17 protein-coding genes are annotated in these 21,839 nt (G+C 41.7%); 11 read left to right on the top strand and 6 right to left on the bottom strand.

Annotation, left to right across the window (positions count from 1 at the left end):
• The first annotated feature begins 345 nt into the window (after positions 1 to 345).
• The 3 genes from J3L18_RS14160 (at position 346) to J3L18_RS14150 (ending at position 5,736) form a co-directional block, all read left to right on the top strand.
• Entirely contained in the window at positions 346 to 3,807 is a 3,462-nt protein-coding gene (locus J3L18_RS14160) for a T9SS type B sorting domain-containing protein (protein ID WP_189549498.1), read from the top strand.
• 102 nt (positions 3,808 to 3,909) lie between these two features.
• Positions 3,910 to 4,344: a CBS domain-containing protein gene (locus tag J3L18_RS14155; protein ID WP_129571884.1), complete on the top strand. Its 435-nt coding sequence runs from the start codon at positions 3,910 to 3,912 to the stop codon at positions 4,342 to 4,344.
• A 99-nt stretch (positions 4,345 to 4,443) separates the two neighbouring features.
• Entirely contained in the window at positions 4,444 to 5,736 is a 1,293-nt protein-coding gene (locus J3L18_RS14150) for a DUF885 domain-containing protein (RefSeq protein ID WP_129571883.1), read from the top strand.
• Between the two features lie 358 nt (positions 5,737 to 6,094).
• On the opposite strand, the gene J3L18_RS14145 is transcribed toward J3L18_RS14150, so the two are convergent.
• Complete coding sequence (locus J3L18_RS14145) at positions 6,095 to 6,721, bottom strand: CatA-like O-acetyltransferase (RefSeq protein WP_091171060.1); 627 nt, start codon at positions 6,719 to 6,721, stop codon at positions 6,095 to 6,097.
• Between the two features lie 143 nt (positions 6,722 to 6,864).
• Here J3L18_RS14145 and J3L18_RS14140 point away from each other — a divergent pair, with 143 nt between their 5' ends.
• Together J3L18_RS14140 and fabF are read left to right on the top strand one after the other, a co-directional pair.
• Entirely contained in the window at positions 6,865 to 7,707 is an 843-nt protein-coding gene (locus J3L18_RS14140) for an isocitrate lyase/PEP mutase family protein (RefSeq protein WP_129571882.1), read from the top strand.
• Between the two features lie 165 nt (positions 7,708 to 7,872).
• A complete protein-coding gene (fabF, locus tag J3L18_RS14135) occupies positions 7,873 to 9,117 on the top strand; it encodes a beta-ketoacyl-ACP synthase II (RefSeq protein WP_129571881.1) in 1,245 nt (414 codons plus the stop codon).
• 57 nt (positions 9,118 to 9,174) lie between these two features.
• Here the strand turns inward: fabF and J3L18_RS14130 are convergent, their stop codons facing one another.
• The 4 genes from J3L18_RS14130 to J3L18_RS14115 all read right to left on the bottom strand — a co-directional run bounded on the left by J3L18_RS14130 (position 9,175) and on the right by J3L18_RS14115 (position 14,085).
• Positions 9,175 to 10,848 (bottom strand): patatin-like phospholipase family protein, encoded by a 1,674-nt coding sequence (locus J3L18_RS14130; protein ID WP_129571880.1) that lies wholly within the window; start codon positions 10,846 to 10,848, stop codon positions 9,175 to 9,177.
• 93 nt (positions 10,849 to 10,941) lie between these two features.
• On the bottom strand, positions 10,942 to 11,115 hold the full coding sequence (locus J3L18_RS14125; RefSeq protein WP_189549496.1) for a hypothetical protein: 174 nt from the start codon (positions 11,113 to 11,115) through the stop codon (positions 10,942 to 10,944).
• Between the two features lie 310 nt (positions 11,116 to 11,425).
• Positions 11,426 to 12,253 (bottom strand): hypothetical protein, encoded by an 828-nt coding sequence (locus J3L18_RS14120; protein WP_091171575.1) that lies wholly within the window; start codon positions 12,251 to 12,253, stop codon positions 11,426 to 11,428.
• Between the two features lie 14 nt (positions 12,254 to 12,267).
• Entirely contained in the window at positions 12,268 to 14,085 is a 1,818-nt protein-coding gene (locus tag J3L18_RS14115) for a PAS domain-containing sensor histidine kinase (RefSeq protein WP_129571879.1), read from the bottom strand.
• A 286-nt stretch (positions 14,086 to 14,371) separates the two neighbouring features.
• Here J3L18_RS14115 and J3L18_RS14110 point away from each other — a divergent pair, with 286 nt between their 5' ends.
• The 3 genes from J3L18_RS14110 to J3L18_RS14100 all read left to right on the top strand — a co-directional run bounded on the left by J3L18_RS14110 (position 14,372) and on the right by J3L18_RS14100 (position 18,551).
• Positions 14,372 to 14,839, top strand: a complete 468-nt coding sequence (locus tag J3L18_RS14110) for a hypothetical protein (protein ID WP_129571878.1) — start codon at positions 14,372 to 14,374, stop codon at positions 14,837 to 14,839.
• 122 nt (positions 14,840 to 14,961) lie between these two features.
• A complete protein-coding gene (locus tag J3L18_RS14105) occupies positions 14,962 to 17,922 on the top strand; it encodes a ligand-binding sensor domain-containing protein (RefSeq protein WP_129571877.1) in 2,961 nt (986 codons plus the stop codon).
• Between the two features lie 2 nt (positions 17,923 to 17,924).
• Positions 17,925 to 18,551 (top strand): response regulator transcription factor, encoded by a 627-nt coding sequence (locus J3L18_RS14100; RefSeq protein WP_090524105.1) that lies wholly within the window; start codon positions 17,925 to 17,927, stop codon positions 18,549 to 18,551.
• Between the two features lie 348 nt (positions 18,552 to 18,899).
• On the opposite strand, the gene J3L18_RS14095 is transcribed toward J3L18_RS14100, so the two are convergent.
• On the bottom strand, positions 18,900 to 19,658 hold the full coding sequence (locus J3L18_RS14095) for an IS5 family transposase (protein WP_129571991.1): 759 nt from the start codon (positions 19,656 to 19,658) through the stop codon (positions 18,900 to 18,902).
• 401 nt (positions 19,659 to 20,059) lie between these two features.
• Here J3L18_RS14095 and J3L18_RS14090 point away from each other — a divergent pair, with 401 nt between their 5' ends.
• The 3 genes from J3L18_RS14090 (at position 20,060) to J3L18_RS14080 (ending at position 21,778) form a co-directional block, all read left to right on the top strand.
• Complete coding sequence (locus J3L18_RS14090) at positions 20,060 to 20,425, top strand: VOC family protein (RefSeq protein ID WP_091171082.1); 366 nt, start codon at positions 20,060 to 20,062, stop codon at positions 20,423 to 20,425.
• Between the two features lie 12 nt (positions 20,426 to 20,437).
• Complete coding sequence (locus tag J3L18_RS14085; protein ID WP_112655441.1) at positions 20,438 to 21,304, top strand: helix-turn-helix transcriptional regulator; 867 nt, start codon at positions 20,438 to 20,440, stop codon at positions 21,302 to 21,304.
• A gap of 300 nt (positions 21,305 to 21,604) precedes the next feature.
• Positions 21,605 to 21,778, top strand: a complete 174-nt coding sequence (locus tag J3L18_RS14080; RefSeq protein WP_189549309.1) for a hypothetical protein — start codon at positions 21,605 to 21,607, stop codon at positions 21,776 to 21,778.
• Positions 21,779 to 21,839 lie beyond the last annotated feature (61 nt).

The raw sequence follows: 21,839 nt of genomic DNA, 5'->3' as shown, positions 1-21,839 counted from the left end.
ATAGGTTGGTAGCCCTTCGGTTTAATTACCGGGGGGCTTTTTTGTTTAGATTCTTAGTATGATTGATTGTTAATTGTATAACGGAGACAAGTTTTTATTCATAAAAAAGCTATTTTAGGAGCTGCTATACTTTATCGCTAATAATCTTCGGTATTGAATTATGTCATATCTTATAAATTAAGTTGCGTTCGGGTGGATTATCTCATTTGATTATTGCTTTTTCATTTTCTTAAGTTCCGAATGTCACGTTTTAAATATTGGTTGTTTTTTTTGTTAATGTTTTTGGGTTCATCCAGGTGCTTTGGATATGATCCTGATATTGGATTTCATCTCGTAAATCATTTATTGAGCGGAAAAAACGTCATAAAAATAAAGAAAGACGCAGTTGATAATTATTTTTGGGCGCTTACACAGAACAATGAGGTGTACCGGATTAATGGCTCAACGTATTCGATTGACGATTATACAGCGAGCTTTTCAGCATATCGCAATTACAAGTTTATTGATATAGCAGGCTATTCGTCAAATGTAGTAGCTATCGCAACCAATACAACTAACGTTATATTGTACAATACAGGGGCTTATAAATTAATTGGAGTTGCGGATGGCTTAACTGACCCGGTAATATCAATAGCCGTTAACTACCATGGGTTTACAACCGATGGAGATTTCATTATAGGCACAAACAACGGACTGGGCCGGTTTAGACGAGCGACAGGTGTGTTGGATTATGAACGTTTTCAGAAAGCTATTGACGTTCACATATTTGAGTCAAATCTCAAAGGGGTGATAATGACATCTAATCCATTTGTCCTTGAAGACCCTTCAAGATATCCTGTTGAAATTGACCTGTCTCAAGGTGGATTTTATCGGGAACTATATAAGTATCAGCAAACAGGTAGTACCATAAATACGGCTTTTTACACACAATTTGATGTATTAGGCCTCGGCTACAACTTTAACGAATATTGGGGCAATGAAAAAGGACTTTATCAGCAACCTGATCTTGGCGAAAGTTTTTTTCACTATCTTGATAATATACCTGTTAATAAGATAAGTGATATTTATGGATTTCTTTCTTTCGGGTCACTATACAATGGCGATGGCCAAGTTATAAAACAGAACCTGCTAATTGGAACGGACAAAGGCCTGTATTATAGTACTTCTGTACATGGTAATGCTCCAAGTCAGAATTTTGCGAAGCAGTTTTCGTTGTTTCATTTTGATCCATTGGGTAATATAAAGATTAACGATATCAGCGTTAATACCAATGCTATAACTACAGACGATATTCAGCATAGTTGCGAAAGTGACGTATTTCTTGGAACTGTAGATGGGGTTTATATACTAAAACCGGATTATGCCACTTATTTGCGTGGCGATGAACAGGTAAATGGACTTTTATTTGATCTTCCCAATGCCTGGAATATTACACAAACAAGCATTTGTACGGGCTCTTCAATAAAGTTATTATTATATAATTATTTGGCCAATAACAATATCCAATGGTACAAGAATGGTGTTGAGCTTGTAGGTAAAACAGGTACAGAGCTTGAAGTTAGCGAGGATGGTGATTATTATGCTGTTTTATACAATTCATGCGAGAATGTACATCTGTCAACCAACCATTTAAAGGTAGTGGCTTCGTCAAAGCCGGTATACAGTTTTAATTATCCCGATGTAATTGAGTCTTGTAACAGCAATCCTGTTAATCTAAAAGTTGATGATAATCCAGCCTATCAATACCGATGGTACACTAACGGTGTTTTAAACGGAAATATCACGCCTGCATTTACAGCATATCAAACAGGAAAATACAAAGTTGAAGTGAGTTCATGTGATGGTACCTGGGTGCCGTCAAAGGAAATAAGTATTATCCTTGAGGACCTGCCTGATGTATCTGTAACCCCCGATCAAAGCTTCTATTGCGAGGGCAGCCTGGCGCAACTTTCGGCCGGTATTGCAACGGATCCGTCATATGTGATCAGTTGGTTTAAAGATGGTGTTGAGCGCGTTGCCGACAGAAATAAAACTACCATCTCAACTAACCTGCCCGGGACATATACCGTTACAATAAAAAGTGTTTCCGGTACTTGTATTAAATCGTCTGCACCATACCAGCTTTCATTTATCACGGCTCCTGCATTTACTTTTAATTATCCGGATGAGTTGCCTCTTTGTAATAGTGCTTCGACTGTTTTGAAGGTAACCGGTGATCCTGCATACCAGTATAGGTGGTATACCAATGGTATTTTAAATGGGAATACAGCCACCGAAATGAATGTAACTCAAAATGGTAAGTATAAAGTTGAAGTTAGCTCTTGTACCGGTAACTGGGTTCCGTCCAAAGAAATAAAAGTTGATTTTATAAATCTGCCTGATGTTCAGATTATGCATGATAAAAATGTTTATTGTGAGGGGAGCGATGCTATTCTTTCGGTTAATATCCCTTTGGATGCAACGTATGATATCAGCTGGTTTCGTGACGGTGTTGAACTTATAACCCAAAAGAATAAAGTAAGCATTACAAGTAATCTATCAGGTAATTACACGGTAACGGTGGCTGACAAAACAGGTGCGTGTTCAAAATCGGCTATAGCATATTCGCTTGCGTTTGTTTTGGGGCCGGTATTTACTTTTAACTACCCTGATAATTTACCTCTTTGCAGTAGTACCGGTAATGTACTTAGAGTTACAGGTAGTACCACTTATCAATACCGCTGGTATAAAGATGGTGTTTTAACAGGACAAACAGGTAGTGAAATACCGGTAACTCAAAGTGGGAAATATAAAGTTGAAGTGAGTGCCTGTGTCGGTAGCTTTGTACCATCAAAAGAAATACAGGTCGACATTATAAATGTACCTGCCCCATCTGTTACAACTGATAAAATGGCTTATTGTACTGGCGATCAGGCTACCCTGGATGCTGGGATATCGCCGACTGCGGATTATGCAATTACTTGGTTGCTTAACGACGTTGCGAAGGTTGAATGGCAAAACCAGCGTAAAGTAATAACAGATATTCCTGGTAATTATATTGCGATGGTAAAAAGCACACGCCTTGCATCATGTGAAATAAAGACATCAGGAGCCAGTATTACTTTTAATCTACCACCTGTTGTGCATATTGTTAAAAGCACGGATGCTACCTTATGTGAAGGTCAGGGTGTTGATTTACAAGTTAGTTATACCGCGGGACAAGTGAAATGGGCAACCGGCCAAACTTCTGATAAAATAACGGTAAATACAGCCGGTAACTATCGTGTGGCTGTTGTTTCTCCATCGGGTTGTGAAGGAGATGATAGCATCGACCTTCAGTTTTTTCGCAATCCTGTATTGAATTTAAGTGATGTTACGATATGCACATTTAAGCAGGAAACAGCAACTATAACCGCACCTGCCGGATATGTGAAATATGAATGGAATGGTATAGCTGGCAGCAACGTATATACAGTTAATAAAACCGGTAATGTATCATTAAGGGTTGAAGATGCAAATGGCTGCAAAACAACGCAGGAGATAAACGTTTCTGTCAAGTGCCCGGACATTCATATTGCTAATACGATAACCCCCAACGGAGATGGGAAAAATGATACCTGGAATATTACCGGGTTAGAAGATGATCCCACTGCTACCGTTAGCATTTATAACAGATATGGCAAACAAATATTCAATGTAAAAGGAACTATTACCCCCTGGGATGGATCTTATTTAGGTAAAAAACTACCGGCCGGTACTTATTACTATGTTATCGCTGCGAAAAATGCCGGGCAAAAATTGAGCGGGTGGGTAAGCATCATTTATTGATGACTGATAATCAGACGTTGAGATTATAATTTAAAAAAAATAATCCATTGTTTTTCTGTTACTTATTCGTATCTTGAATTTACCAAATTAACCTGAGTATTTATGAAAAGTGTAAAGCATATCCTGGCCCGTAAGGGGAACAATGTTACTGCAGTACCTGCTGATACCACCGTGTTTAACGTGTTGAAACTGATGGCCGAAAAAAACATCGGCTCGGTAGTGGTAACCGAAAATGGCAGGTATATGGGCCTGATGACGGAGAGGGATTACTCCCGTAAAATCATTTTAATGGGTAAACACTCCGACGAAACCACCGTCGGCGAGATCATAAGTACCAATTTCCCGAGGATTACCCCCGAATCATCAGTTGATGAATGCATGCTGATCATGAGCGAAAATAATATCAGGTATTTACCGGTGTTTGATGTGGCCGATCAGCTATGCGGTATTATTTCAATGAGTGATGTGGTGTACGAAACTATCCATTCGCAACGGGAAACCATTGAGCAATTGCACAGCTACATCCAGTCAACTTAAGCAAAATGCTTTTGGATTGCTGATAATAGTTAACAGGAGATTTGTTTTTGCATAAATTAATCAAAGCAAATATTTAGGTTTGTTAACCACTCCGTTGTTATGAGGCAACCTCTTGTTTTCTTGTTTTTTATTTTAACTTCTTCTTTTGCTTTTGGTCAGCAAACGTTTGATGCTTTTTGCAATGATTTTGTAGCCGGCTACACTAAATTGCATTTGCCCCAACTGGAACTAAGCTACACAAGCGGATTAGAACATATCGGCACCGCCGCTGATGTGCAAAAACAGTTAGCTTTTTTTGAAAAAGTTAAGACTGATTTATCAGCCTTCAAAGCAGGTCAGCTCAGCGAACCGGAAAAAGTAGATTATCAGCTGATCAGCTACGAAACCGCCCTTAATTTAGAGCGGATTAAACTTGAGCAGGATTGGTTAAAAAATAAACCTGCTGTAATCCCCACAAGCGGCATTATCACTATCCCCAACGGCAAAGCCTGGTATGCCTACCTGCTAAAACGTTGGACCAGCACCCGCGCCACTCCTGATGAGATCTACCAGTTTGGCCTTAGCGAACTGGCCCGCGTTCAAAAGCATATCGAAGCTATCCGCCAGCAAACCGGGTTAAACGAAGATGATTTTTATAAGCACCTCAATGATCCGTCCTTTTTTATCAGCGACCCGAAGTTAGTTCAGCAAGCCTTCGAAAATACCAAAGCGGTCATTTATGCCAACATACCCAAACTTTTTAGTAATACCAGCATAGCCCCGCTAAAAATTGTAAAAGGCGAAAACAGGCAACTGGCACAAACGCCCGGCTATTACGATAATAATGCGTTTTACTATAATCTTTTTGATAAGCCATACAATAAGCGGCAGGTCGACTGGCTTTTTATGCACGAGGGAGTTCCCGGTCACCATTACCAGGCGGGTATGGAGGCACAAACCAAAACGTCGGCAGTGCAGCAGCTTTTTTATTATATGGGCTTTGCTGAGGGTTGGGCGGCATATACAGAAGAGTTGGGCAAACAACTTGGCGTATACAAAACGCCATATGATGAATTGGGCAAATGGGAATGGGATATTGTACGCTCTGTTCGCGTACCGCTGGATGTCGCCCTCAATTATTACGGCTGGACAGATGAACAGGCGCTGGCCTTTTGGAAAAAGAATATCTGCGGGCAGGATGACATTGCTATGCGGGAGATAGCCCGTATGCGCCGTTGGCCCGCACAGGTAGTAACCTACAAGTACGGGGCATTACAAATACTGCACTGGAAACAGGAGCTGCAGCAAAAGCAAGGCGCTAAGTTTGATATAAGGGATTTCCATTCACGTGTGCTCGACCACGGCTCGCTGCCATTGTTTATGGTGAAGGAAAACGTGTTTAAGAAAGATTAAATTTTTCGTACTGCAAATCAGACGTTTAAAGCTGCTGGTGTATACACAATTAAAAAAGAAAATGTCATTTCGATAGAGCAGGGGCGGGCTGAGCGTTGGAGCGAAAGAGAAATCTTTTGCATTAGGCTCTGCAACTATACTTTGAAAGGCAGGGCGTAGAAGATTTCTCCTCACCCCGGCGTTCGAATCCCTCCCTTGGTTCGTCGAAATGACATTTTTTATTGAAGATAAAGTTAAAAGGATATGTACAGACTATAGCGTTTAAAGATAGCACCAGAGGTGCTAAAGGGTTGTAGAATAATTATTAAAGGGTTTTAGCGTGCCTGAGGTACGCAACTTCTGCGCGTTTTACGGTAGCCTAAAATCCTTTGTTCAGCAGCTCCTGGTAACAATCTATATACTGGCCCACGTGGATGCCATCAATCAACGCGTGATTTACATGCACGGATACCGGCATGGTGCGCTTACCATGATGTTCTGTCATTTTACCAAACGAAACCTTAGGGCAGCTATCCATAAATGAAAACATGCGTGCATGTGACAGTGAGGTGAAATTGATCCAGGGTAGCGAAGAAAAACGGATTACATTGTTTAAAGCCTTGCGTTCAAGCAGGTTGTTACTTTGTACCCGTTCAATTTCCTTGTTGGCGTCGCGGGCAAAATCTTCGAACAAGGGATGAAAGGGCCATTCACCAAAGCCAAACGTGCCATTAGCCCGCGGAACTGTTGAGCTGGCATCAATCTGGTCGTAAATAAAAACATCATTGCCCTCCATACGATATTTGAAAGGCTCAATAATTTGCGAGGCAGCTAAAGACTGATACATGGTATAAAGGAAAAATGAGATCCCGTTATCCTTCACAAACTTATAGGCGGCTGTTACATCAACGTTTACGTTTACGCCATAATAGGGCTCCTCAAACTGTTTAAAAAAGTTGTAATGCTCTTTCCTGGTCCAATTTTCAATATCTATTTTTTGTTTCATAACTATTGCTGTTGCAATAATAGGGATATTAAGTCGGAAGTTAGAAGTCGTAAGTCTTAAGTCAAAAAGCAAATTTGTGGCTTAAGACTCATGATTGCAGGTTAACTTTTGCTTAATTTCGATAAACACTAATCTGCTTTCAAATGTCATCAGCAATAAACAATTCCCAATATCAAAAAGCCGAAGTTTTTAAAGCCCTGCATGAACGTGATGGCCTGTTTGTTATCCCTAATCCCTGGGATGCCGGTTCGGCTAAGATTTTAACAGGGTTAGGTTTTGAAGCTTTTACTACTACAAGCGCCGGATTGGCCTATGCGCTCGGCCGACCGGACGGGCATGCGATGATCGGTCGGGAGGAAACGCTTGATAATGCATTGGCTATTATCAATGCCACACATTTACCGGTAGCTGCCGATTTGGAGAATGGTTTTGGCGATACGCCGGAGATTTGTGCCGAAACTATCTTAGCCGCAGCGGGAGTGGGACTGGTTGGCGGCTCGATAGAGGATGCCACAGGTAACGACCGTGATCCCATTTACAATTTTGAGCTTTCGGTTGCGCGGGTAAAAGCAGCTGTTGAAGCAGCGCGGAGTTTGCCTTTTCATTTTACGCTAACCGCCAGGGCCGAAAATATGATCCACGGGAAAATAGACCTGAAGGACACCATAAAACGCCTTGTTGCTTTTGCCGATGCAGGTCCTGATGTGCTTTTTGCGCCAGGCCTCAAAACGAGGGAACAGATAAGCGAAGTAGTGAAGGCCGTAGCCCCCAAATCAGTAAATATTGTACTTGGCGCAGCAGGTTTTGATATTAGCTTCAATGAACTTGCCGACCTGGGTGTAAAAAGGGTAAGTCTTGGTTCGGCATTGGCAAGGGCTGCTTTGGGCGCTTTTCAGCGGGCCGCTGTTGAACTTTCACAGGGAAGTTATGGTTTTGTAAATGATGCTGTTCCTTATTCGGAATTAAATAAGATTTTTGGAAAATAATCGAATCTGTTTCCTTGATTTAACCATGATGGTTTTTGAACTATTTTAACTTTTGGTCATGCCATAACGCGGTAATTTTCAGCGTGTAAAACCTGTTCACGTTGAATTATCAAAATACCATTTGGTATATTGTTATATCTTTGCGCCGATTTTAATAAAACCATCATGTTAAACAGAGTAGTTATAACAGGTCTGGGCGCTTTAACACCGCTTGGAAATAATGTAAAAACTTATTGGCAAAATTTAATTGCCGGTAAAAGCGGCGCTGCCACCATCACCCGTTTTGATGCATCATTATTCCGTACGCAATTTGCCTGCGAACTGAAAGATTTCAATATCACAGATCACCTGGATAAAGCAGAATTAAAACGTACCGATACCTTCACCCAGTATGCGCTTGTTGCAGCCGATGAAGCTATCAAAGATTCGGGTTTTGATTTGAGCAAAATGGATCCCTTTGATGTTGGTATAATTTGGGGCAGCGGACAAGGCGGTATGGAGACTTTTGAGGAACAGGTAACTGAATACGCAAAAGGTAACGGACAGCCAAGGTTTAGCCCTTTCTTTGTGCCGAAGTTTATTTCAAACATGGCTTCGGGCATGATCTCTATCCGTAACGGTTTTATGGGGATCAATTATACCACGGTTTCGGCCTGTGCTACATCCAATACCGCTATTATGGATGCCTTTAACTACATCCGTTTAGGTAAGGCTAAAATTATTGTTACTGGCGGTTCAGAAGCGCCTATTACGCCTGCTTCCATTGGAGGTTTCAGCTCAATGAAGGCTATGTCGGGCCGTAACGACGATCCGCAACATGCCTCAAGACCATTTGATGTCGACCGTGACGGTTTTGTTATGGGCGAAGGTGCAGGTGCCTTAGTATTGGAAGATTATGATCATGCCGTTGCCCGTGGTGCTCATATTTACGCAGAGGTAACCGGGGCATCTATGACTGCTGATGCCTACCACATGACAGCCACGCATCCGGAAGGATTAGGTGCTGCCCGTGCCATGCAGCAGGCACTTGCAGAATCGGGTTTAAGCATTGAGGATGTAGATTACCTGAACATGCATGCTACATCAACGCCGGTTGGCGATCTTTCAGAGATTAATGCCCTGCTTGCGGTTACCAAAGGCAAAGCAACAGATACTATTATAGGTTCAACCAAATCCATGACCGGCCACCTGTTGGGAGCCGCCGGAGCTATTGAAGCTATCGCAGCCATAAAATCAATTGAAAATCAAATAATACCACCAACAATCAATACCACAACTTTAGACCCCGCTATTCCGGATAATTTGAAGTTTGTATTGAAAGATGCCATCGACCATAAAGTGAAAGTAGCCATGAGCAATACTTTTGGCTTTGGCGGGCATAACGGGATAGTTGTATTTAAAGCAGTATAAAAGCCATTGAAGCCTTACGAAGTTTTTAAACTTCGTAAGGCTGAATTTTTTAAACCGCTACGGCAGCAGTTTCCATGTTTTAAGTTCTTCTTTGATCACTACCATTATTTTGTTGGTTACCATACGGTTTAGGATCACTTTAGCGCCTATCCATAATAAGCTTTTGGTGAGCCAGCCAAGGTCTGCCACATTAAGCATAATGGTTTGGATACGATCTTTCAAGCCGCTGCTAAACCTGTCGATATCTTTTTCTTTAAGCGTGGGCCAGTTGGTACCCGAACTGAATTTAATATCGGGAAATTTGATATCTTGTTCAAATACCGGGATGATTTGGTAGCTATCGTTTTGTGTCGATTTAAATCTGGCCAGATCTGCATTAGCATAGCCATCTTTAAAAATGGGGTTAGTGGTAAGTGCTTTGGCTGGTATGGTAAAGTAATCACGCAAAAAGATCTTACAATTGTGCCGGCCTAAAAAGAAATCATGTACCCTGAATTCTTTATTTAAAAATCCGCTAAAACCGCTCAACGCACCACAGGCAATGGCTTGTTCGCCGGTTAGGTCTGTCGATTTGCCATCAGGCGTATCTACACGGCGCGATGGCGTGATCAGGTACTGACCTGCGCAATCATCATCCATTGCGTCTTTAATATTAACCGCTTTTGAGCGCATTTGCGATAGCATGGATGATAGCGTTAAACCTATCACGTTTAATATAGCCCGTGATTGCGAAATTGGTTTTGGCGGTTGGGTAGGAAAAGGTTCAATCATCAGTACGGTTGAAACAAATTTGTTAAAGTTGTTATAATCAACGCTCGGTTGGGCTGTAAGGTCGTCTAAAACACTGCGTACTTTATCAAACGGCTCGTTGTTGATCATACCACCGTCGACGTTCAGGGTTTGATAACCGCCTGCATCAATTGGAGCATTGGTTAAGTAGTTGCTTAACCATGGGTTATTGTTAACATATTGGGCGTCGCGTTTAACTATCCTTGATTGCAACCCAACCGGAAAGGCGCCGGTAGCCATTGCTGCGTCGGCGGCTATATCCGTGTTAATATTATTTTTTAGGTCAAGCGGCATCCATCCGTTATTATGCCCGGCAATGGCGTTTTCGGTAAGCTCAAAGCATGCGTAATCATTGTGGATGCGCATATTATATTTGGTACGCTGTGAAGATGACGAATTGAACGGAACATTGTAGGCGTAGCCCTGCAGGTTTGTAAGCGTGGTAAAGATCTTTAAACCGGGTTTAATATAAGTGGGCAGCGGTTGCCATTGTTTTGGATCGGCGGTAACTACCCGTTTGGCAACATCATTAATAAAATCAGAATTAAGTGCAGATATTACACCCGAGCTTTTGATGTCGCTGGTATCCAGCATTTTTGTAAACATATCAGCCTGAACGAGGTCAACCCAGGAGTGATAGAGCTTGTTTTCGGGATGCTCGGCTAAAAGATCTCCTGATGGCTTGTCGATATGGGTTATCGGGTTGTTAAGGGAGGATGCGGCCATGATACTGGTCATACCGCCTGCCGACGCACCGCCCATTACCGGGATCTGCACTTTGTGCGATGGTACGCCTGGCTCACTGCGGTGCTTGTCCCATTCGGCTAATGCCTGAAGCAGGTAATCAATAACGCCTGCTGTGTAAGCCCCGGCAGACACGGCGCCGGCCATACAAAGTCCTACATAAAATACTTGCTGATTTGAAGTTTTATCTGCTTCCATGAGATAGATATTAGGTTGGGTTGCTAAATTTAAAAAAATGACCGCACAAAATGATACGTGAAACTACGTGAGTTGATAGCGGGTTTTACCCGATCACATTGCTTTATCGGCTTTTTGCGGTTTGGGATGTTCCCTTGGTTTAAGTTCCCGGTCAATAATTTGTTGTTCAAAGTTTTTCTCGTCTTTGCGGTCGGTTTTTACTATCCATACTATTAATGTTATTAACAAGGTTATTACAATGCCTATTGTAAAATAATTGATTTGCATGTTTATATATTTGGTTAGCTAAATTTACCCCGGCTGTATTAACTGACAATTAAATTTAAGCATGAAATAAAATCAGCCACAAACCCTGATTCATGATTGGATAGGATCTAATAAAAAAATACACTATGCAGGCCCATGTAGCCGCATTACTCTTGCAGTTAAAGATCTTTGAGGCTGGCAGAAGTACAAATCCTGAAGCATCCGGCTGAAACTTTCTGGGGCGGTTATGCCGGTTTTATTGGCCCCCTGAAGGGAATTGCTGGGAGATCTGTTATAATCCGTATGTTGAAAAATGATGAATGCTTTAAACCTATAGTTGGACATGAATATGGTCGTCATGCCTTACCGCACGGCATCCATGAAATCGTAGCTTGGGTGTTTGGATGCCCAGACGATTTTTTAAATGAGGTTCGATAAATATTTTATTGATGACATATTGCGATGCAAAGAGGGTTACAAGTGCCTTTGTTCGTAAACTATCAAAAGTAAAATTAACTTTATTGCTCTGGGGAACCATTTTAGTCAAAAAGCTGTACTGCCAATAACCCTTTATCAGGCAGGCCTGTGTTGTGTTGATTTCACCGGCGCGCGGCTCTTCACTAATTCCGTATCCGATTGGCGAAGGTGTTTTATCGGTTTCTAAGCCTGTTTTGTTATCAATATAAAAAAATGCAAGATCGAGTTTTTTACCATCGTTATGACTCAGGTGGGGCATAAGCGGAAACCCATTAATGAACGGAAAGCTCGCGTCAAGATAATTCAGGGCACTTCCCGGATATTTATGGTTCATTTCGGCAGCTACGGCAAATGCAGCCTGCTTAAGTTGTGGGCGAACATAATTACGATTGAACAGGCAGGTTAGCCGGTTTAGCGGCTTTAAATGATTGATTTGGGAGAAGGGGAGCGGCACCCTGCCCGAAAGTCTGGCAAGCGGAGGTACAATTAAAAAAGTGGTAAGGCAATATAACACCATAAAAACTACAGCCTTGGTGATTTGGCGGTAATATTTATTATTTAAGGTTTTGTTGATTAGTTTGTGCAGGCTAATTGAAATGAGATAAACCAGCCCACCAATTTGTGTAAAAACAGTGAGCAGGCAAAACAATAAAACGATGATTATGGGTTTTACTATTTTCAATCGGGATTTAAATTTCAATTTAGCGGTATCGTAAACCAAAAAGTACTGCCTTTGTCCACTTCGCTTTCAACCCCCATTTCGCCGCCGTGAAGCTCAATGATCTCGGCGCTGATATATAAGCCAAGTCCAAGCCCTGAATATTGAATACCCGAAGTATCAACCCGGTAGTAGCGTTCAAATAAATGCGGGATGTTTTCCGGTGGGATTCCCCGGCCAAAATCCTGTACCGATATTTTGGCCATGTTGTCCTGTTTACTGATATTGATGACAATCCGGTTGCTGTCGGGCGCATATTTAACCGCATTGTTTACAAAATTAACAACAACCTGGTCTATCCGTTGCCTGTCTGCGTATAGTTCCAGATCGGTGTCGCCTGTAAGCTCAAGTTCATGCGTACCTGCAAGCCTCACGTGGTCGCAGCATTCATTGATCATTTGGGCTGCCAAAAAATGTGTTTTATGAAGTGCAAGCTGCCCGGCGGTAATTTTTGAAACGTTAAGTAAGCTATCAACCAGCTGCTGCATTTTATTCAGGCTGCTGTTGCCTCGGTTAATAAACTGAGGGATCTTATCAGATGAGGGATCAACCTTGATCAATCTGTCGAGCAATTGCATGGACGCCTTGATCGATGTCATCGGTGTTTTTAGCTCATGACTGGCAACGCTTATAAAATCATCTTTTTGTTGTTGCAGGTGTTTAAATTCGGTTATATCAAGCAAGGTGCCCAGAATACGCAACGGTTTGTTTATTGAACCATAATAAACTTTGCCTTGCGCCCTGATCCAGCGTAAAGAGCCATTTGGCCAGATAATTCTTGCCTCATAAAAAAGTTTTCCGGTAGTAAGCGCGGTTTTATGAGCATTATTGCGTAGCTCAAGGTCATCGGGATGCAGTGCTTTCAAAAATAAATCGCGGGGGGCATCTCGGCCAACTCCAAAAATAATGTTAAACCTTTCAGATGTAAGTATCTCTTCGGTAACCAGGTCAAGATCAAAGGTGCCTATTTCAGCAGCTTCAACGGCCAGCCTGGCCCTTTCTTCAGCTTCCTCAATTTTGCGGCGTGCAAAAACTTTTTCAGTTACATCAATGGCAATTACCATAATGGCGCTTATCTCGCCGTCAAAACCTTTAACAGGTTCATAAACAAAATCAATAAATACCATTTCGGGTACGCCATTGCGTACAAGCAGCAGTTTATGCTCCTTGGCAGTAATCGGTTGCCCTGTTTCAATAACATTGTCCATTACGGGGGCATACAATTCGGCCGTTTCAGGGATGGCTTCCCAAACGCCCCGGTTTTCCATTTCTGCACGTTTACGGCCTACCAGCTCAAGATACGAGTCATTCACTACTTCAATTACCAGGTTATCGCTGTTTATAATGCAAATGCCCACGGGTGCTTGCCTCACCATGTTATACAAGGTATGCCTGCTCTCTTCCATAGCCTGTCGGGCATGTTCAATTTCGGTAACATCTGTCGAGAAACAAATAACGCCAACTATTTTACCGCGCGAGTTACGTACAGCCTGATAGGTAAACTTGTAATAATTAATTTGCCGTTTGCCGTTAATTATAAATTCGGCAGGTGCATTGTTGCCGTGATAAGTTTCGCCGGTACGGTATACTTCGCTTATGAGGCTGCTGAACGGCTGGCCCTGAAGGTCGGGTAGCGCCTCGTCAAAAGGTTTTCCAATTATCGACTTATCTTTCCCCCATGCCTTTAAGGTAGCATCATTGGCTATGGCAATGAGCTTATCCGGGCCCATACACATATACACCGGAAAAGGCGAGGCCTCAATAATGCTTCGGAAAAAGTTTTCAGTAGGTTCCAAGTTATGGCGTGGTTTTATTCGGTAAAAGATGCTCCCAAAAATAAAAATATTTTCGTACAGATTTAAATATGCAGGGCAGGTTCTGTTATGGTTTATTGATAATTAAAGAATTATCTGCACAGATTTTCAGATTAATTGCAGATCTGCTCAAAAAGTGCAAAAAATGATCTTTATAGGCGAAAGACACCAGCTTGCTGTATGGCCGGGTACGGTTGCATTGCTTAGGTGTGATAGGCATATTTTTTTGATCAAAGCCTACCCACATTTGATCAAAAAAATATCACAAATGAAAAATAAATTTTTATTGGCATGTATAGTAGGGTTATTATCTGCCAGCACCATGTATGGCCGTACGGCCGCCGAAACAGGATACGCCGGCGTGATCCGCGATTTCATTGACAGCCACATGACCTCCAACTTTAAAAAATTAAAATCAATAATGAGTGACAATTCTGTATTGAAGTTACCCCGCGGCGAAAAGGTACTTGTACAGGAAAAAGACGACCTGGTAAGCATGATGAAAAAGGATGCCGGTACCCAGCAAAATTGCCAGTCGGGTTACGAAGTGCTTGCCAAAAGCGATGCCATGGTAATTGCACGGGTTGATTTTAATTATGAAAACTGCGCACAGCATGATTACCTGATCATCGAGAAAAATGAGCGGCAGGACTGGAAAATTACCCAGGTTTGTAAAATGTTTGAGGACATAAAAACACCTTTAAATAACGACAATTCTGTGGTAGCTAAAAACTAAATTTTACTTCCTTAACCGACAATAATTAATCACCCTATTGGGGTGATTTTTTTTATTTTAATTAGCTTTAATTTAACTTTTTAATTGTACCCCCATACAGGTAATTTAATTTATGTTTTTAATTGAATAAGCTATCGCGTTTCCCCGTTTTTCTGGTTTTGTGTTTCCTGGCAGGTATGCTATTGTTTACAGGCCGGGCCCATGCACAGAAATACATTTTTGCGCACTATGATATTGAGGATGGGCTCATCCAGTCGCAAATAAACAAGCTATCCATGGATACCGATCATCGTTTGTGGATAGGTACATTTGGTGGCGCCTGCCGTTTTGATGGAAAGGATTTTACGGCTTATACCCGCTTAACAGGTTTACCTGATAATTACGTTGCAACCGTTTTTTCGGATAAAGGGGGCTGTACCTGGTTTGGTACCATGAACGGGCTTGCAAGGCTTTATAATGGGCGGATTATAAAGTATAAACCGGATATACCGGTTAAACGCTCTTTTGTAGGCAACATAACCCAGGATGTAGAGGGAACTATCTGGGTTACAGCTGCAGGGATGTTGTTCAGGGTGAAGAATGATAAGATGCAGCATGTCCCTATTAATGATGATCCTGATATTTTTATCACCAGTTTGGCTGTTAATAGTGCAGGTTCGTTATATGTGTCTGTTTACAAAAAGGGTATATATCGCCTTAAAGGGCAAAAATGGGAGCATGTAATTGATATTGATTCCCAATATAGTGAGCAAATTATCAAAAGGATTTTTTTCGACCGTTTTGATAAAAGCAAAACTTATCTTCTAACCCGATCGGGTTTGTTATGCGCCAGGAATGGTATGGCTAAACCACTGGATGCAAAAAATATTACCGGAAAAATAAAAGGTCAGTTATTGTGCATTGAACAGGACGCTGATGCCAATATTTGGCTGGGTACCGATAATGGAGCCTATTGTATTATGAATGATGGTGTGATCCACTATAACTCATCAAACGGACTTACCGATAACTCTGTCCCTGATATTTATTTTGATGCAGATAAAAACTTGTGGCTGGGCAGCCTTGGCAATGGCCTTTACCGCTGCGAAGGCGACAGATATACCGTTTTTGATCGTACACAGGGTATCCCCGAATCAAAAATAGTAATGTCGGTGACTGAAGACTGGAACAAAAATGTTTTAATGGGGATAGATGGAGCCGGTCTTTTGCGATATGACGGGAAAAAAACCAGCGAGGTACCTGTACCAACCGGTTCGCCATATTTAAAGGGGGTGCAGAGTTTATATACGGATAAAAACGGCACTGTTTGGATTGGTACCGGGCAAACCGGTTTATGGCAGTATGATAAAAAGGGTTTCAGGCAGGTAAAAAACAGTTCATCTTTTGCCTGTAATTTTATTACTGCCGATGATAATGGTACTATATGGCTGGGCACGTCAATGGGCAGCTTCTACTACCAAAACGGCGGGCTGAAACAATTGGAAGGTATTCCTCCTTATTCGTCCGCAATGCTTAGCCTGGGGCGCGATTCTATTTTGATAGGCACCCAAAACGGTGTTATGCTTGCTGTAAATAAAAAGATAGTTTCGGGGTTTAAACTTAAATCTTTCCCGGCAACGGCTGTTTACAGCATGATCCGATATCGCGACCTGCTACTGGTTGGTACAGATGATAGCGGGTTATACACCTGGGATATGACAACCGGGGCGGTAAATATCTATAATGTTGATGACGGGCTCAAAGCCAATAGTATTTACAGCCTTACTGCTGATGAACGTAGCCGCCTTTGGATGGGCACCGGCAGGGGAATTAACCGGATGCAATACGACCCTGCAAAGAAAACTTTTTGGGTAATTGATAACATAGGCTCAAAGGAGCCGGTGGTAGAGGCCAACCAAAACGCTATTATGCACCGTGGGCACGAGGTTTGGATCAGTACAACCAAGGCTGTTATGGTGTATAATACCATGACAAAAATGGTTCCCGCGCCGCCGCCGCATGTGTTCATCAAATCGGTACAGTTGATGAAGGAGGATGGCGAAAAACGCTCTTCAATTGACCTTAATGACTGGGCCGAGCTTAAACATAATCAAAATCATTTATCGATATCTTTTCTTGGTGTTTACCTCAAAAATCCTGACGCGGTATCTTACCAGTATAAGCTGGTTGGGCTGGATAGTGCTTTTAGTTCGCCCATGCGCAATAATGTGGTCAATTATCCTTCGTTGCCGCCCGGTACATATACTTTCAAGGTAAAAGCCATAAGCCCCGACGGGCAGGTATCGCCGAAGATGGCCAGTTTCAGTTTTGTGATCATTCCGCCTTTTTATCAAACTTTTACCTTCAGGTTATTAGCCATTATATTTTTAGTTCTGCTGGGTTTCGGGGTACAAAATTTAGTTCATCAGCGTAAAATAAAACGTCAAAAGGCAATTGAAGCCATGAAGCGGGAAGAGAAATTAAAGATCCGCCAGCAAACAGCCGAAGATTTTCATGACGATCTGGGTAACAAATTAACCCGGATCACCGTCTTATCAGAAATACTGAATGCCAAAATAGATAAAGAGCAAGCGGATCAGCGCGGAATTGTGGATCAAATAAAGCAAAACGCGGCATCACTATACAACGGTACAAAGGATATCCTATGGGCGCTCGACCCTAAAAGTGATAACTTATATGAAACCCTGAACCATATCCGCGAAATAGGGATAGAGGTTTTTCATGATGTACCGGTTGATTTTGAGTTTGCTGCCGTTGATGAAGATATACAGCTGGTAAAACTGCCTATGGAATACAGCCGTAACATCACCATGATATTTAAGGAACTGTTAAATAACATCCTTAAACATGCCGATGCCGGACAGGTAGTTTTTGAGCTTGATCAGAGCGATAAAAACGCGATAGCACTCCGGGTTACCGATGATGGTAAGGGGTTTGATAGCAGCGCTGCCCATCGCGGCCGGGGGATCAATAACATTAATGCCCGCGCAAAACGGATCAATGCATCATTGCTCATTAATTCGGAAACAGGTAAAGGCACATCAGTAACATTAAAGTTTAGTAAAAATCAGTTAAGCAATTAAGCATGGCCCGTAACATTAAGGTAAGTATTATTGAGGATGATGAAACCCTGCGCGATGGCTATGCCTTTTTAATTGGTGCTACCGAGGGCTATGATGTAATAAGTACCTATTGTTCATATGACGAGGCTGCTAAAAAAATAGCTGCGGATAAACCCGATGTAATCCTGCTTGATATAGAGCTGCCCGGAGTTAACGGCATTGATGCTATACCCAAATTAAAAAAGCTGTTGCCCAACTGCTATATCCTAATTCTAACTGTTTACGAATCTGAAAAGCAGATTTTTAACGCGCTGGCCAACGGAGCATCGGGCTATCTTACAAAAAACACCCCGTCAACCAAGATCATCGAATCGATAAAAGAAGTACGTGAAGGCGGCGGCCCTATGAGTATCAACATTGCACGCCTGGTGATCCGCTCATTTCAAAAAAACCAGGAATCGCCCTTATCTAAGCGAGAAACCCAGATCCTGGAGTTGATAGGCGAAGGCAAAAGCCGTGGTCAGATTGCCAATGAATTGTTCATTGACCTGGAAACAGTACGCAGCCATATCAAAAATATCTACCTTAAGCTTGATGTAAACTCCCGTGCTGATGCCATTAAACTGGCCAGGCAAAATAAGTTGATATAGGCTTAGAGGGTGTTTGAGGAGGGGCGCAGATTTTCGTATATAATTAAGTTGGCGAAAAATGATGGTGACAACACCTACTTTGGCAGCGCTAATGTGGAGAAATGTCATTGCAAGGAACGAAGCAATCGCATGTTATATAGGGCGGTTATGCTTCCGTGCGATTGCTTCGTTTTTTATAATGGTGTGATTGTAGATTATTAGCTTTTTTTTGATTTGTTTCGTAATATGGGCGTTGCCTGCGGCCGGGCTGTACGCTCATACTGCACAAGGCCTTAGCCACGGGCCGGTATCCGCTTCCATCCCTAACGCACCCCATGCACCATCTCTAAAATATATCTTAGAAGCTGTTTAAAAACGGTTCAACATAATTCTTATGGCAGATAAATGAACGATGGCAGTACTTGTATTGTTAAAACGCTCATAATTCTTAGCGGCTCTTCTGTTAGTATCGATCCATGCAAATGTCCGTTCTACGATCCAGCGCTTTGGTAATACTTTAAAGATGTGTAATTCGCTTCTTTTTATTACCTCAAAAGCTATTTTGAATTTGTTTTTCACTTTATCGATTAGCGCGCCCCGGTAACCATTATCGGCAAATATTTTAATGATATTGTTCCATGTTTCAAATAGCTTAGCGATTACATCCATCGCTCCGTCCCTATCCTGAACCGAAGCACTTTGAATAACCACAGCAAGCACCATCCCAAGCGTATCAACAATAATGTGACGTTTGATCCCTTTTATTCTTTTTCCTGCGTCAAAACCCCTGCTTTCGCTGCTTACAAGTGTTGATTTGATAGATTGAGCATCAATTATACCAACCGTTGGTTGCTCGGTTTTCCCTTGCTTTAACCTCGTTTGCTGAACGAGGCTCTCCTGAATTACTTCAAAGATCTCCTGATTTTTCCATGTGTTAAAATAGTAATAAACCAGTTGCCAGGGTGCAAAATCCTTTGGTAGCATACGCCATTGACAGCCCGTTTTTACCAGGTAAAGAATACCATTTATGATTTCTCTCAGTTCATAACGACGGGTACGTTGTGTATCAAAGTATTTTGATATAAATTGCCATTGGCTATCGCTTAAGTTGCTTGGGTAATTTGTCATACTAATTGGGTTTGTGGTTATTCACAATTAGTATTTATTCAAGCTATCAGCGATGGCCTTTTTATCAACTTTTCAACACATAACATTTTCTTTCACCCGTTTTTAAACAGCTTCTTAGATTTCATTAAGACTTTTTCTGGGGGGCGCTGACGTTACAGCAATGACATGTTTAATCACTAATAGCTGTTATCGTCCGGTAATAAACGCTCCAAACCCTACTAATTCACAAATCCCCCAAATAGGGGGATACTATCCCCCCGCGGGTAAAGTACCTTTGATATGTTAAGTAGTTTTAACTGACCGGCTACTGTAAACCCGCTTCAAAAATTATCCTGTTTGCTGCCCCTGGCTAACAGGTTGGTTTCCATCATTAAAATCTGGTTTCCGTTAGCTACTGTAAAATGAAATTGAAATATATACCTGTGTATACAGCCGACTTTGAGGGGCAAATTGATTTTTATACTCAAAAATTAGGTTTCAAAATAACAGGTACAATGACATTTTACGAAGGCAGGGAAAGCACGGTGATCCAGTCGGATAAATTAAATGTGGCGTTGCTTGTAACTAATAATGACAGCAACAGTGATAAGAGTAATATTATCATTAACACTGCCGACTGTTTAAACGATTATCATGTGCTCCGTACGGCCGGCGTATTTTTTTGCAAGTCGCCTGCATATTTACCAGCCGGACTGGCAGCCGAATTTTTAGACCCGGCGGGGAACAAATTTATGTTACTGGAAGAAAGAAATTATAACGAACAATAAAATCATATCACAATGGACTATTCAAAAGTATTACGCAACAACAACAAGATTGTAAGCCGTACCGGCGGTCAGAGACAGGGGCCGCAGTATACTTCAGATTTAAGCCTTCGCTTTGTATTAAGCGGTAATGAACGTTATGATATTGGCCGCAGGCATTTGTCCATATATCCCGATTCGTTCCTGATCCTGAACAGGGGTACACAATATTCAACCGACACAGATCTGGGCCAGCAGGTACAATCATTTGCCATCAATTTTGATCAGCAGTTTTTGCAGGATTTTAAAGATTGCTGGACCTTTGACAATGACACTTTGTTAACTAAAGGCTATGATAACGGCAAAATACAGCCCGAGTTTAATGAAACTATATATCCGTTTGCGGGCGATATCAAGTACAATGTATTTCACCTGAAACAACACTTAGACAATGGCATGCAGGATGAAATGCTGATTAACGAATACCTGCACCATACGCTCATCAATTATTTTCATATTTATAATGATGAGATCTGTAAAAAAGCCGAAAAGCTCGATTTTTTAAACCAGGGTACCAGGGTTGAGATCCTGCGCCGCCTTAATTTGGCTAAGGAGTACCTGTACAGTAATTATAATCAGAATATTAGCCTTGAAGACCTTGCTGAACATGCCTGCCTTTCGGTTAACCATCTGTTGCGCACATTTAAGCAGGCCTTTGGTTTAACGCCGCACCAGTTTTTAATTCAATTGCGTTTAAAACGGTCATTAATGTTGTTAAAGGATACCCGTTATCCTGTAAATGAAGTAGTTGGCATGGTGGGTTTTGAATGCCCAAGTTCATTTATCAGGCTGTTCCGTACGCATTATAAAATAACGCCTTTAAAATACAGGCAGTCAGCATGATATGAAAGTAATTTTTGTGTGCCAAGATGGTGCTTTTCACACATGTAGCACGTATTTAACACACTATGTTTGCAGTACCAGATAGTTTTTTGTTAAGGATATTTGGTCAGTTAATAGTTAATGAAAAAGTCAGTAACGCGAGGTCACTGACTTTTTGTTTTTGAGGGTAGGAGGATGAGGAGAACATAAAAATGACATTGAATGATGGTCCTGTTAAAAAAATATGCGAAAATCAACATTTGCCTTCCTTGCTGTAACATTCGCAAAAAAACATCGTCTCTTAAGTTAAAACCTACTGCTATGAAATTTTTTACCATACTGGCCGTTACCGGCGGATTGTTTTTTACTTCGCTCCAGATAGAAAAGACTAACATTGCGGGCGTTAAACACAAAAACAAATGCTGCATGAACGCAAAAAAATCAAAATGCCCGCTTGAATGCAAACGGGCAAAATCAGCTAAATTGAACAGTTAAAAACGATACAGGGTTTCATCCCCTCAAAAGGCGTCCGGCGATTAAAGGGGAATCTGTTGCC

Source organism: Mucilaginibacter gossypii (assembly GCF_017569325.2).
In the GTDB taxonomy this organism is placed as follows: Bacteria; Bacteroidota; Bacteroidia; order Sphingobacteriales; family Sphingobacteriaceae; genus Mucilaginibacter; species Mucilaginibacter gossypii.
The sequence above is the reverse complement of the archived record's forward strand: the minus strand, read 5'-3'. Positions and strand labels throughout refer to the sequence as shown.

Bases quoted from the DNA above. Each gene is read 5' to 3' on its own strand.
- J3L18_RS14155 (WP_129571884.1), top strand. From the start codon at position 3,910: ATGAAAAGTGTAAAGCATATCCTGGCCCGTAAGGGGAACAATGTTACT.
- J3L18_RS14150 (WP_129571883.1), top strand. From the start codon at position 4,444: ATGAGGCAACCTCTTGTTTTCTTGTTTTTTATTTTAACTTCTTCTTTT.
- J3L18_RS14145 (WP_091171060.1), bottom strand. From the start codon at position 6,721: ATGAAACAAAAAATAGATATTGAAAATTGGACCAGGAAAGAGCATTAC.
- J3L18_RS14140 (WP_129571882.1), top strand. From the start codon at position 6,865: ATGTCATCAGCAATAAACAATTCCCAATATCAAAAAGCCGAAGTTTTT.
- fabF (WP_129571881.1), top strand. From the start codon at position 7,873: ATGTTAAACAGAGTAGTTATAACAGGTCTGGGCGCTTTAACACCGCTT.
- J3L18_RS14130 (WP_129571880.1), bottom strand. From the start codon at position 10,848: ATGGAAGCAGATAAAACTTCAAATCAGCAAGTATTTTATGTAGGACTT.
- J3L18_RS14125 (WP_189549496.1), bottom strand. From the start codon at position 11,115: ATGCAAATCAATTATTTTACAATAGGCATTGTAATAACCTTGTTAATA.
- J3L18_RS14110 (WP_129571878.1), top strand. From the start codon at position 14,372: ATGAAAAATAAATTTTTATTGGCATGTATAGTAGGGTTATTATCTGCC.
- J3L18_RS14100 (WP_090524105.1), top strand. From the start codon at position 17,925: ATGGCCCGTAACATTAAGGTAAGTATTATTGAGGATGATGAAACCCTG.
- J3L18_RS14095 (WP_129571991.1), bottom strand. From the start codon at position 19,658: ATGACAAATTACCCAAGCAACTTAAGCGATAGCCAATGGCAATTTATA.
- J3L18_RS14090 (WP_091171082.1), top strand. From the start codon at position 20,060: ATGAAATTGAAATATATACCTGTGTATACAGCCGACTTTGAGGGGCAA.
- J3L18_RS14085 (WP_112655441.1), top strand. From the start codon at position 20,438: ATGGACTATTCAAAAGTATTACGCAACAACAACAAGATTGTAAGCCGT.
- J3L18_RS14080 (WP_189549309.1), top strand. From the start codon at position 21,605: ATGAAATTTTTTACCATACTGGCCGTTACCGGCGGATTGTTTTTTACT.